This is a genomic window from Mycoplasma anserisalpingitidis (assembly GCF_007859615.1).
Taxonomy (GTDB): Bacteria; Bacillota_I; Bacilli_A; order Mycoplasmatales; family Metamycoplasmataceae; genus Mycoplasmopsis; species Mycoplasmopsis anserisalpingitidis.
The window spans coordinates 622,457-634,379 of record NZ_CP042295.1 but is presented as its reverse complement, the minus strand read 5'-3'; the positions used below and the strand labels follow the sequence as shown (position 1 = coordinate 634,379).

Here is an 11,923-nt window from a genome sequence, read left to right as displayed (position 1 = left end):
AAAGTTAAAATTCTCGGTTTAGTTTTTCAATGTAAAGTATTAAATATGCTTTTTCTTCAGTTGAAACATCTTTTTTATATTTCAGCGAAATCATCTTTACTACTTTTTCAACACATTGAGCAGATTGTGGATATGAGTTACTTATAGTTGTATATAAATTATCGTCAGTGTTAAATGGTTTATTTAGATAAATACGACTAATTAATCCTCGTAGATGCATTATAAAGCGATAATATGAAAAGGAATTTATGTCATAATGTCTAGAGAAGAAAGTTTCTACAATTTTAATAATATCTCTAATAAAACTAAGTGTAGTTTGAATTTCTTCACGACGTTCAATTTGAGCGTTAACAAAGTGCATTGCAATAAATGTTGCTTCATCATCAGTTACTTGTAAATTAAGTTTATCATTCATTAATTTACATGCATATTGGCCAATTAAGAATTCTTTATCAAAAAGTCGTGATATTTCAAGAGTAAGACTATTTGTTAACTCTTGTTTATTTTTATATCTAGCAACTACTCCAGCAATATGGTCTGGAACAGTTAAATGAATAAACTCATTTAATGGTGTACGGAGAATTTGTTTACCATATTGAATAACTGTTTCAGAAACATCCAATATTTCAGAATCAATATTCTTAGTTAAATTTATATATTTTTGGTAAAACTCATCAGATAAAATAAATACTTGTTGATTTTGATTTTCATTTATTTTATCTCCAACTTTGTGGTTAAATCCTAAACCTTTTTCTAAGATAATTTTATCTTTACCATCATTATCTATTACAATAACAGCATTGTTATTTAATATTTTTTTAATTTCCACAATACCTCCAAAATATAAAAAAAGACAACACCTTAAAAGTATGTGTGTATAAACACATTACTTATATAAGGTATTGTCCTTACGCTAACAAGCCTTTATTGTAAAAAAAATATATCAATTATATACATATATAGATATAGAAATTTTAAATCTTTTATAACTATTTTATAGTCCTATACATCAATTTTTGGAGGTAAGTAGCATTTTATTAATATAACTAAATTCATAAAAATGAAATTTTTGCTTAAATAAAGATATTGAATTTTCTAGTCTATTAAAAATTATAAAAACGTCTTTAAAACGAATTAATAAACCACAAAAGTATTTGTTTTTTATCTTTTGACTTAACGTTTTTAATGCAATTAAAGTATATATTAAGGATCGTAGAAATACATAGAATAATTCTCCACAATTTTTTTATCATCCAAAATATTAAATTATTTGTATTATAATTTAACTAAATATTAGTAAGGAGAAAATGATGGTTAAATATAAAGATTTATTTGACAGATTAAATGTTTACATGAACATTGAAGCTATGTCTCGTTTTGAAGAACCTGTTGTGGATGAATTAAAAAGAAACATTTCAAGCTCAAAATTTGAAATCACTAGAGATGGTTTTGGTTCATTTATTGCATTAAAAAAATCTAAGAAAGCAAATGCACCTAAAGTTATGGTTGCTGCACATATGGATGAAGTAGGATATTTAGTTAGAATGATTAAAGATAATGGAAATATCTTAGTGTCTCCAGTTGGTGGTGTTTGACCAACAACAGTTGTTGGTACTAAAGCTAAATTAGTTACAAATAGTGAAAACAAAGTATTCTATGGTGTTTTTGGACACACTTCAATACACATTCTTGAAGCTGAAAAAGTTACTAAAGCAATAACAAATAAAGAATTATTTGTTGACTTTGGTTTTATGTCTAAAAAAGAAGTTGAAGAAGCAGGTATTGAAATTGGTGATAGAATCTACATTAGCGGCGAAACAATTAAGTTCCCTAATGAAATTGTAGGTGGAAAAGCCATGGATAACCGTGCTGGAGTTACTGCTATGGAATTTATAGCTAAAAACATTCAAGATCTTGAACTTGATTGCGATGTTTATCTTGTTGGAACAGTTCAAGAAGAAGTTGGGACACGTGGAGCTAAAACTTCAGTTTCAATTATTAACCCTGATGTAGCTTTTGCTGTTGATACTGGGGCTAGTCACGATACTAGTGACTGTATTCCAGGAGTACCGGTTCTTGGAAAAGGAGCTGCAATTTTGGTTAAAGATGGTGGAACTCTTACAGATCCAAAATTAGTTAATGATTTAATGACTATTTCTAAGGAAAAAGATATCAAAGCTTATAAATACATCGCTGAAGGTGGTGGAACAGATGCTTCAGAATTACAATACGGAGAAGGTGGAGTTTCAACTGTAACTGTAAGTATTCCACAAAGATATTTACATTCACCAATTGGTCTAGCTAGTTTAGTAGATATTGAAGCTACAATTGATTTGGTAACAGAATTTATTAAATCTTTTAACAGCGAAAAATTAAGCGAATATAGAAAATAAGAATAAAAATATGAGAACTAATCTCATATTTTTATTCTTCATTTTTAATATCTCTTAAAATTTGATCAATTCTATCTCCGTTTTTGCTTACAGTGTCAAGTTCAAAGATAACTTGTGGAACTTTTCTTCAATTTAAGCTTTTAGATAAAACAGTTCTAACATAACCAGCAGCATTATTTAATGCTTCAATTCCTTTAGTGGTGTTTCCTGATAGATTTACATAAACTTTAAGAAATGAAAGATCATTAGTTAAATAAACGTCCATCACTACCGGATCTATAATATTTGAATTAGTTAATTCATTGGTTACAATGTCACTTACTAAAAGTTGTACCCTAGCTTGTTTTCTTTGTAAATTAATATTATTCATATTTCCTCCTGTTATTTTAAATATTGTTTAATTTGATTAATTCTAAGTTGAATTGAATTGTTTAGTTCAGAAATTAAGTTAAATTTTTTTTGTGATTTATTTATATAATCAAACAGTGATTTAATTTTCTTAATTTCTTTTTGATAAACAATTTCTTTTGTTTTGTCACACTTTTGTTTTATTAAGTAATTGTTTAATTGTTCATTTCTTCTATTTAATTTTTCTTTTAGTTCTTCTATAGTGTTTTCCTTAACAAGTCTAATAAAAGATAGATATTTTTTTAATTTCTTTAGATTATTGAATTCTTTTATATATGCGTTCTTTTGATTGCGTTTATAAATTTCTTCTTCAATAATACTATTAACTTCATTTTTGTGTTTTTCAATATAGATAAGACGTTTTACGTCATCTTTATTATATTTAATTAGTTGTCTTTTTAATAAATCTAAATCAATTTCAGCTAGTTCTGTATTATTAAAATAGCGTTTTTTATAGTAGCAATAAATTAAAAATCCAACATAATTAGCCTTAACACCAGTTTTTTCTGAGTCAAGTGTTTTTCTATAAAAAGTATCATTTAAGTCTAATTTATTAAAATATTCAAAGTAAATGTCATTATTAATAAAGTACTTTGTTGCAATATTGAGTGAAAGCTGATGTGAACTATTTATTATATTTTTGGTATTCATTTCAAAAAGTTTATTAGTTACTTCATTTTCTAATTGCGGGTTTCAACCAATGAATTGGATATTTTCTTCATTGATTTCAATTTCCTGTTCAATTAATTTGTGAATATCTTTAGTTAGATGTTCCTTTAAATCACGGTAGAGTTGCTTAAGATTCATTGATTTCAACTTAATAATTCGAGTTTTATAATATTCTTGAGAGTATTTATCAATATAACCGATAGTGTAACAAAATGGATAATTATTTTTAACCTGCGAACCTAATATAGTTGTAAATGGAGGTGTAATAGCCTCGAAGTCAATGTATATTTTATACTTCTGCATCTATTCCTTTCTACCTCATATTAATTATAAATTAAAAATAAGCCATTTGGCTTATTTCATAAATTTAATTGCAGCACTTACATATTGATATCCGCTAATAATATTAAAGATTGCAGCAACCATTAATGGAATACTTAAGCAATATACAAATGTGTTGTAACTTTCTATAATAGAATAATTTTTATAGGTGAGAGAAAAATCTGATCCAATAATATTAAAAGCAATCAAGAAAATTAACATAATTACTATCCCAACACTCATTAAAACTGTCTTAATTTTACCATTCATATTAGCGGCTACTGAAACATTATTTTGTGCTAAAACTGTTCTACATCCTGCGACAATAACATCTCTAACTAAGAAAATTATAACTACAAAAAGAGGAATTGCTTTTAATGCTAATAAAAGTAAAATAGAAATTGTAGTAATCATTTTATCAGCAATAGGATCTCAAAGCTTTCCAAAATCTGAAACTAAATTTTTCTCTCTAGCAATTTTACCATCGTAATAATCAGTAATCATAGCTCCAATGAAAATAATCAATATAAAGAATAAAAACACAGTTAATGCTATTCTATATGAACTCAAACTAAATATAGATATTGAATTTTTTGCGGATAGAATTTGCATTAAGTATGCTAATAATGAAAATACAAATAATGGTATCGCAAGCAATAATCTAGTGATTGTTAGTTTATTTGGTAAAGTCATTTCTTTGAATTTAGTTAAATAATTTGTTTTCATAGTATTTTAATACCCTTTCTTCAAAATCGTTCAATTTATCTTGATCATAAGAATCTTTGTTTTTTTCGAAAAGTTTTTCAATTTCAATAATTGAATCATTACATTTTTTAGTTCAGTTATTACTTTTATTATCTTTGAGTGTGATGATGTGATTAACGTATTTTTTGTAATCAACATTAAATAAAATTAAATCTTTAAAATACTGTTCACTGAGTAAATCAGTAATTATGCTTTGAGTTGTGTTAGTCAAAGTACCCATATTGTATTTACCAATACTTACTGTAAACTCACTTAAATACTTTTCATTTGTTTTGATAATGTAGTACATTTTAGCAAGTGATTCATTATATTCCTCTTTAGATTTAATCTCTAATTCTAGTGCTTGTTTTTTGAGTTTCTTTTTATCTATTTGCCCTTTAATGTATGAGTAAGAAATCCATCCGATAAAAATTACACCCACAACACCAAAAATAATTCATGAAACTGGTGTGTTGAATACATCAACAAGTCCGCCTTTAGAACTTGTTGTTTCAAATGATTTTATTAATTGCACACGTCCTCCTAATATTAATAATATTAATTTTAAACTAATTTTAATAAAAACATAATAATCCATTATAAACTGTGTTTTTTATGAAAAAAACTCTAGATATTATCCAATATAAATTTTTACTTAAATTTATTTGAAAAATGTTTAAATGCTATATAATATTAAAGCAAACACGGGGGGATAGCAAAGCGGCCAAATGCGGGTGGCTGTAACCCACTTTCTTAGGATTCGGGGGTTCGAATCCCTCTCCCCCCACCATATTGTCCCATCGCCAAGCGGTAAGGCAACGGGTTTTGGTTCCGTCATGCGTTAGTTCGAATCTAACTGGGACAGCCATATCACCAGTAAGTGGTGATTTTTATTTTAAAAATTACAGAGATTAATTCTCTGTATTCCTTTTTAAACCTTCAAGTGCAAACACTTCTCTTATGTTTGTTTTACATAAAAATTAAATTTTTTATAAAAAGCCTTGCGCCGTTTAAACAGATTAGTCCGTCAAAGCGTTTCACTATTATAATTAGAAAATAAAAATACTAAGTAAACTAGGACACAAAAAGTTGACATTTATTTGTCAACTTTTTGTGTCCTAGTTTATTCTCTTTTTTTTTATTTTAAATCAAAAAAGTACAAACGCAAATACGTTTGCACTTCAAAGTTAATCTAGGGTCATTTGAATATAACATAAGACTCTATGAATTTACAAAATAATGCAAAAGAAAATTACTTATGCAATACACTAATTAATATTATTTAGTTTCCAGGATTCACACTATCGCCTGATCCGGAAGTATTTAAACTTTCATCTTTGTTGTCTTGATCATTTTTATTAGGATTTTCAACCTTATTTTTATTTTCATTTTTCTTTCCACACGAAGCAGAAATAGCAATTGTTGGAAGTATTAAACTAATAGTTCCTAATGTGAAAAATCATTTATTTTTTTTCATATTTTACACCCTTTCTTTATGATTTTACCTGTTTTTATAAAAAAAAAAAAAAAGACTAAAATTTAAGCAAAATATCAAAAAAATACTATTTTTTTAAGTATTGAAATGGAGTAATATGAAAAAAATTAACTTAATATTTAGTGCTTTAACAACTGTTGCTTTACCTTTGGTTTCTATAAGTTGTAATGTCCAGAAGCAATCAAAAACAAAGTCTTTGAATTTAATTGATACTAAAACTTTTTATGATGTCATAAAAGAAAGTAGTCAAAATAAATACCCTTCTGTTTACATAACTCGTAATGCTGCTCAAGTTTATAATAGTGTATTTAACTTAATGCTTTCTCAATTGATGTTAAGTGAAGATAAAAATGATTATAATGATCAAATTCTTCTCATTGACCAAGCAGTACAAAATAATGAAATTAAAGAAAATCAAAGATTCAATTTTAAATCACTTATTAAAAAATATGGTAGTGTTCTTGATAAAGGTGTTGAGAAAGGAAGAGTATTAATACTAAATAACACAAAAACCATAGAACAATCTAAAGATATTCCCTATAATATTTTCCCAAGAGAAATCCATGAATATGAAACATATTTAAAAATGTATTTAGAAAAAGGTGTTAATAAATTTGATTTCTATATACCTGATATTTCATTTATAGGTATGAAGCCAGAAGTAAGAAATTGAATTTTAAAAAGAGCAAATAGTATTACACTATTAAGTGACGGAAATGCTCAACAATACAAATTCATCAGAGACAATTATTTAAAATGATTAAAAAATCAAAAAGTCACTTATTCTAAAAAAGAGTTGGAACAATATTGAAATAACTTCCAAAATAATCCTGAACTAACATCTCCTGAAATTGATTATCACTTTTTCTATAAATTAGAAGATAAATTGAAAATATTCAATTTTGATGGTAGATATTCACTTGCTTTTAACGCAGAATTAGAATATATAAAAAGACCTTGAGCTAAGATTAACATAAATAATTATCCATTGGATTACACAAAAATCCCTGAAAAATTAAATATTTCTGTTGATGATTATTTAAATGAATATGAGAAATTAAATAATTTATATGGTAAAAAATTCGAGGATTTAATAGTTTATGGCAACGATAATTTAGATAAAGCAAAAAATAATTTAATCTTCATGGGAAGTTCTTTGTTCAGACATTATGAGCCTGGTAAAGAATTTGAAGGGGATTTACGTTTAGACCATAATCCCGAAGCATTGAAGGAAATCAATCAGTATTTTGCAACTTTGCTTAAAAAATACCCAAGTGATAAATATAATTACATTTTTAAACTACATCCATATTACAAAGATGAACAAGCGCTAGAATATATTAATAAAATGCTTGGTTTACAGAAAATTAATCCGGTTATAATCGACCCAGGGATCTCTTGAGAAAATTTAATTGCTATGGAATTCAAGAACTTACGAAATAATACCTCAGTAATTTTTGATAAGAATGACTTTAAAAATAATAAATCTAAAACTATTATAACAGGTCTTCAAGCCACAACTACTGTATTAAACTCAACATACTCATTCTTAACTGAAGCGTTTGGAATAAGATTGAGGGAGGCATATAGTTTTGTAGACCCTAAAAATTTCCCATTGTCAAATAAATTTAATATTGTTATTAGAGATGTTAAACACGAAACAGATGAAAAAACATTTAACGCTAATGTTGAGGAACTCAAAAAAGCAAATTTATGAAATATGATATCAGAAAGTTTTCCATGATATGAAGAATTCATCTCGATGAACGAATTCCTTTCAAAAAAATAAACCACAGAAATGTGAAAGCATTGTTTTTGATTAGTAAGCATATTAAATTAGGATACAGAATATTGACAAAATAACGTTAACTTTCTGTGTTTTAATTTATTGTTTCTCATTTTTATTTTAAATCAAAAAAGCACAAACGCAAATATGTTTGCACTTCAAAGTATAATCAAGGTTACAGAGAATTAATCTCTGTAATTTTTCTTTTATACTATCTGTTAAATAATATTTATTTTCTTAATGATAATTTTAAATATTTTTCTTTGTATTTAGTGAGTTTTTCTTCGTTATTAATAGTGTTTTTAGCAAGAAATACAATTATGTTTTTAATAAGTGTTGAAATAATTCAAATTCAATTTGTAATTACAGATACAGTTCATAAAATAATTCTAAAAATGTCATAAGTTGAATTTACGGAAAATAAAGTTCTTCAATTTTTAATATCACTTCCTATGCTTGTCAAAATTCAAATAACACAAATAACAATTAATAAAATTACATTTCTCTTACTTTTAACGTAATTCGAAAATGATTCATTAGTACTAATTGAACTATTTAATATTTCCTCATCATTGTCACATTTTTTATTGATATTGAATGTTAAAAATTTTCAGAATTTAAATACTAAACCATTATTTTTACTTCTTTGTATCATAATCAATAAAGAAACTTGAATTAAAATTAATCAGATTAATATTATAAAGTTAATTGCATATACTACAACAAGTGCAAGTCATGTTTTTATCGGTTGTTGAAAATCAATTTTATTGCCAACTAAACTTAAAATTAAGGTTAATACAAATATTATTAATAGAGCAGAAACAAATATCAATTTTAATATTGTTGCCTTTTTATCTTTTGTTAAAAACATTTTTCTCCTTCTTAATTCTTGTAAATATTACTATATTTTAATTATATTTTATTCGGCATACGTTTCATAACATTTTCATATTAGTAATAATTAGAATTTAGATACAAAGACGAAACAGATGTAAAAATAAACTAGAACACGAAAAAAGATAAATAATGTTAACGTTTTTGTATTATAGTTTTAAATTTTTATTTAAATATTTTGATATGTTTTACTTTGAAATTAATCTATATTCTTTTGTATATTTGATAATTTTCATTTTTTAATATTATTAAATTTGAAATTTGAATAAATATAATATTTCTTTATTTTTTCAATTTTAGAGGATATATTGATATTTTCTTTGGCTACTATTAATGTTATTAATTTATTTATTTTCTTAATTGTTAATAATCAAAAGACAAATGATAAAATAAAAAGAATTAAATAAATGGGCATTTCAAAACTTAAAATAATAAGAAAAACTGTAGTGGGACTTAATCATAGTGCAAAAAATAGAATAAATAAAACAACTTTTGCTATTAAAAATTTTTGATTTTGTACAAATTTCTTAAAATTATCAGTTAAATATAGATTTGAAAACTCTTCATTACCTAATATGATTTTATTTCTTTTGCTACTAATAACAAGTCTAATATTAATGAAAGTCCTAAAACTAAATCAAGCTATAGCTGAAGCTAAAATTAACACTAAAAACAAATTTGCTCAAAATTGATTAGCGTTGTATTCATTATTAAAATTTAATTTTAATAATGTAAAAATAATTAAAATTATTGCGAAAATTACTATAATTGGGTAAAAAACTATCTTAGTTAGAATAGCTCATTTTACCTGCTTATCATTTGTTATCATTAGTACCCACCAAAGTTTTTTTCATACTCTTTGCTTTTAGCATATAAGATAGCTTTGTTATAAAATTCAGTTGCTTGTTTAATTTCTCTTTTTGTTCATGCTATATGTTCGTATAAAGCTTTTTGTATAATGCTGCCTGATATTAGTTTTTTATATCAAGGTTTATCCTTAAATACTTTGTGAGCTTTTTCTTGTAATGCCAATACTTGAAAAATATTTTCCTTTTCACAAATTGCTTTATATAACCAAGATATTATGTATTCATCACTAATGTCAAGGCTATTGTAAACTTTATCTAATTGAGGATATATTATTTTATCTAATACCTCAGCAGTTGCATAAGTTCCTCTCGAAACAAATTCGAGTCCTGCCTGTAATCCATCTAAATATTCATTACCTGTTGGACCATAACTGGATAAAAGTGATGTAAGTTCTGAAATAAAGTTTAATGTTTTTATTTCAAAGTCATGAATCTTTTTGGTTATGTTGTTATAAATATATTTGGTTGTATCGATAACAAACTTTCTATAGTCGGCATAGTCTTTTACAAATACTTTAGTTCAATATTTTACGTCTTTTCAATAAGAATCTGAAACAAACTCATTTATAGATAAATCTGTAGACTTTGTAGAAGATGTTTGCACTATTGTTTTGCTCTTTTGTGTAAAAAGATTCAGTACGTTATTATCTATATCAAATTCAGAATCCATTTCTAATATGCCTGAATTTTCTATGATAGTTTTTAACTTATTTAGACCTGATTCATCAATGTTCTTAAATACTTTTTTCATATTATCTTCAATTGATTTGATCTTTTTGTAATCTTCCAACATTTCTTCTTTGTTAACTGTTTCTGTAGTTGTGTTCATATTTTCTCTTTCTATTTAATATAAATTATTATTTATATTTTAATTATATTATAAATTTTTAACAACTAGAAATTTTTTCATATTTTTCATAGTTGTATGAAATAGAAAAGTCATTTAACAAAGCATTTTAATCAAAGTCCTTGAAGTATGTTAGTGCTTCAATTTATATAATTATAATGCTTTTTTATATAAAAAAGCACACCAAAAGAATCGGTCATGACCGATTTTTAAAATTTTTAGTAAAACTATTGATTAATGAGTGTTAAATATTCATTAATTCTTTTGCTCATTGCATAAATTTGTTTGTTTGTGAATTTATCCATGGAAACACCTTTAGGAATAAATCTTCTAATGTGTCTGTGAATATTCTCTATTGACCCTTTTTGATATGAACAATATGCATCACATTTAAACAAATTGTTGTTAGAAATAACTTCGTGCAAGCGCACGTTCTCGGAGCCATTATCAACAGTTAATGTTGTTATTTTTATCGAATTAATTTTAATCATTTCGAGTAAAGCATCTTTAACTGACTCAGAAGTTTTGCGTGCTAATATTACATAAAGTTTTCTAGTTTTTCTATCTAATAAAGTCACCAAACAATTCTTATCCTTGCTTTGTCCAATCACAGTGTCAAGTTCAAAATGACCTTCCTCTAATCTATGGTTAGCCTCCTCAGGTCTTTGATGAATACTAACAGCATTTTTAAGAGAACTTTTTTGAACTTTTTTAGTTTTCTTGTGATATTTTCCTACAGAAAGAAAGAGCAAAATATCAATAGATAAATTAAACTCATTTGACTTTAAGCACTTATATACAGCGCTAGGAGTAGGACAGAAACTGTTAGGAAACATTTTCTTAAATTTATTAACAAGAGCTTTAGCTGAAACTTTGATTTCTCTTTTTGTAAAATCTTTATTGAATCTATTTTTCCTATAATAACTAACTTCAGATTTTCAAAATCTAATAAAATCTCTTCATTTATTTTGAATAGTCTTTGAATGAAGTCTTGTTCTTTTGGATTTATAAAGCATAAGATGTTCGGCAATTAATTGGAAATCAATATAGTTTACATAATTAATATATTGATCACAGTTACGACAAACTTTTTTATATTTTTTAACAAAATCACCTTGATTTGTTGTTGAAATTTTCAATAACTTTTTAATGGTGTGTGTTTGAAATCCAATCATTTCTGAAACTTGAGAAAAATTCTTTCCTTCTTTAAATAATCTTAGACACTCATTCAAATGAAGAATGTTCATTTGATTCGCTTTGAGTAATCTAGTGTTTATAACTTTTGAATGAAGAATTCTGATTTCTTCTTCAGAATTTTTTATTAAATAATGGTTGTTTGGTAAGTGTTTTTCTTTAGTTTTAATACACACAACTTCTTTAAGAGAATTTTTAATATTTGCTATAATCATATTGGTTCCTTTCTTATTTTTGCACCATAATTTTACTAAAAGGACCAAAAATATAAAACAGTCATACAGCAATTGTTGTATGACTGTT

General features: G+C 25.4%; 12 protein-coding genes and 2 tRNA genes. 4 read left to right on the top strand and 10 right to left on the bottom strand.

Features of this window, described 5'->3' with window-relative positions:
• Positions 1 to 4: 4 nt before the first annotated feature.
• Positions 5 to 829 carry a PRD domain-containing protein gene (locus tag FRW55_RS02545; RefSeq protein ID WP_146367462.1) on the bottom strand — a complete coding sequence of 275 codons (825 nt, stop codon included), beginning with the start codon at positions 827 to 829 and terminating at the stop codon, positions 5 to 7.
• A gap of 478 nt (positions 830 to 1,307) precedes the next feature.
• Between FRW55_RS02545 and FRW55_RS02540 the strand changes: the two genes are divergently transcribed.
• On the top strand, positions 1,308 to 2,393 hold the full coding sequence (locus FRW55_RS02540) for a zinc-binding metallopeptidase family protein (RefSeq protein ID WP_162848281.1): 1,086 nt from the start codon (positions 1,308 to 1,310) through the stop codon (positions 2,391 to 2,393).
• Between the two features lie 31 nt (positions 2,394 to 2,424).
• On the opposite strand, the gene rbfA is transcribed toward FRW55_RS02540, so the two are convergent.
• The 4 genes from rbfA to FRW55_RS02520 are packed head-to-tail and all read right to left on the bottom strand — an operon-like array spanning position 2,425 to position 5,070.
• On the bottom strand, positions 2,425 to 2,763 hold the full coding sequence (rbfA, locus tag FRW55_RS02535) for a 30S ribosome-binding factor RbfA (protein WP_146308376.1): 339 nt from the start codon (positions 2,761 to 2,763) through the stop codon (positions 2,425 to 2,427).
• An 11-nt stretch (positions 2,764 to 2,774) separates the two neighbouring features.
• On the bottom strand, positions 2,775 to 3,773 hold the full coding sequence (locus tag FRW55_RS02530; RefSeq protein WP_146368600.1) for a hypothetical protein: 999 nt from the start codon (positions 3,771 to 3,773) through the stop codon (positions 2,775 to 2,777).
• A 51-nt stretch (positions 3,774 to 3,824) separates the two neighbouring features.
• Positions 3,825 to 4,517 carry a CDP-diacylglycerol--glycerol-3-phosphate 3-phosphatidyltransferase gene (pgsA, locus tag FRW55_RS02525; RefSeq protein WP_146368599.1) on the bottom strand — a complete coding sequence of 231 codons (693 nt, stop codon included), beginning with the start codon at positions 4,515 to 4,517 and terminating at the stop codon, positions 3,825 to 3,827.
• A complete protein-coding gene (locus FRW55_RS02520) occupies positions 4,495 to 5,070 on the bottom strand; it encodes an MHJ_0274 family protein (RefSeq protein ID WP_146368598.1) in 576 nt (191 codons plus the stop codon). The genes pgsA and FRW55_RS02520 overlap by 23 nt, the downstream gene beginning before the upstream one ends.
• Positions 5,071 to 5,241: 171 nt before the next feature.
• Here FRW55_RS02520 and FRW55_RS02515 point away from each other — a divergent pair.
• Both FRW55_RS02515 and FRW55_RS02510 read left to right on the top strand, forming a co-directional pair.
• Positions 5,242 to 5,325, top strand: a tRNA-Tyr gene (locus FRW55_RS02515).
• A gap of 3 nt (positions 5,326 to 5,328) precedes the next feature.
• Positions 5,329 to 5,403, top strand: a tRNA-Gln gene (locus FRW55_RS02510).
• A gap of 414 nt (positions 5,404 to 5,817) precedes the next feature.
• Here FRW55_RS02510 and FRW55_RS02505 read toward each other — a convergent pair.
• Entirely contained in the window at positions 5,818 to 6,012 is a 195-nt protein-coding gene (locus FRW55_RS02505; protein ID WP_146368597.1) for a variable surface lipoprotein, read from the bottom strand.
• 115 nt (positions 6,013 to 6,127) lie between these two features.
• Here FRW55_RS02505 and FRW55_RS02500 point away from each other — a divergent pair, with 115 nt between their 5' ends.
• On the top strand, positions 6,128 to 7,819 hold the full coding sequence (locus FRW55_RS02500) for a hypothetical protein (protein WP_146368596.1): 1,692 nt from the start codon (positions 6,128 to 6,130) through the stop codon (positions 7,817 to 7,819).
• 226 nt (positions 7,820 to 8,045) lie between these two features.
• Here FRW55_RS02500 and FRW55_RS02495 read toward each other — a convergent pair whose 3' ends face one another.
• The 4 genes from FRW55_RS02495 to FRW55_RS02480 form a co-directional block, all read right to left on the bottom strand.
• Positions 8,046 to 8,687 carry a hypothetical protein gene (locus tag FRW55_RS02495; RefSeq protein ID WP_146368595.1) on the bottom strand — a complete coding sequence of 214 codons (642 nt, stop codon included), beginning with the start codon at positions 8,685 to 8,687 and terminating at the stop codon, positions 8,046 to 8,048.
• A 222-nt stretch (positions 8,688 to 8,909) separates the two neighbouring features.
• Positions 8,910 to 9,539 carry a hypothetical protein gene (locus FRW55_RS02490; RefSeq protein WP_146368594.1) on the bottom strand — a complete coding sequence of 210 codons (630 nt, stop codon included), beginning with the start codon at positions 9,537 to 9,539 and terminating at the stop codon, positions 8,910 to 8,912.
• The gene (locus tag FRW55_RS02485) at positions 9,539 to 10,408 is read right to left on the bottom strand and encodes a hypothetical protein (protein ID WP_146368593.1); all 870 of its coding nucleotides are present in this window, start codon (positions 10,406 to 10,408) and stop codon (positions 9,539 to 9,541) included. The genes FRW55_RS02490 and FRW55_RS02485 overlap by 1 nt, the downstream gene beginning before the upstream one ends.
• Positions 10,409 to 10,653: 245 nt before the next feature.
• Positions 10,654 to 11,835 (bottom strand): IS30 family transposase, encoded by a 1,182-nt coding sequence (locus FRW55_RS02480; RefSeq protein ID WP_146368592.1) that lies wholly within the window; start codon positions 11,833 to 11,835, stop codon positions 10,654 to 10,656.
• Between the last annotated feature and the right edge of the window lie 88 nt (positions 11,836 to 11,923).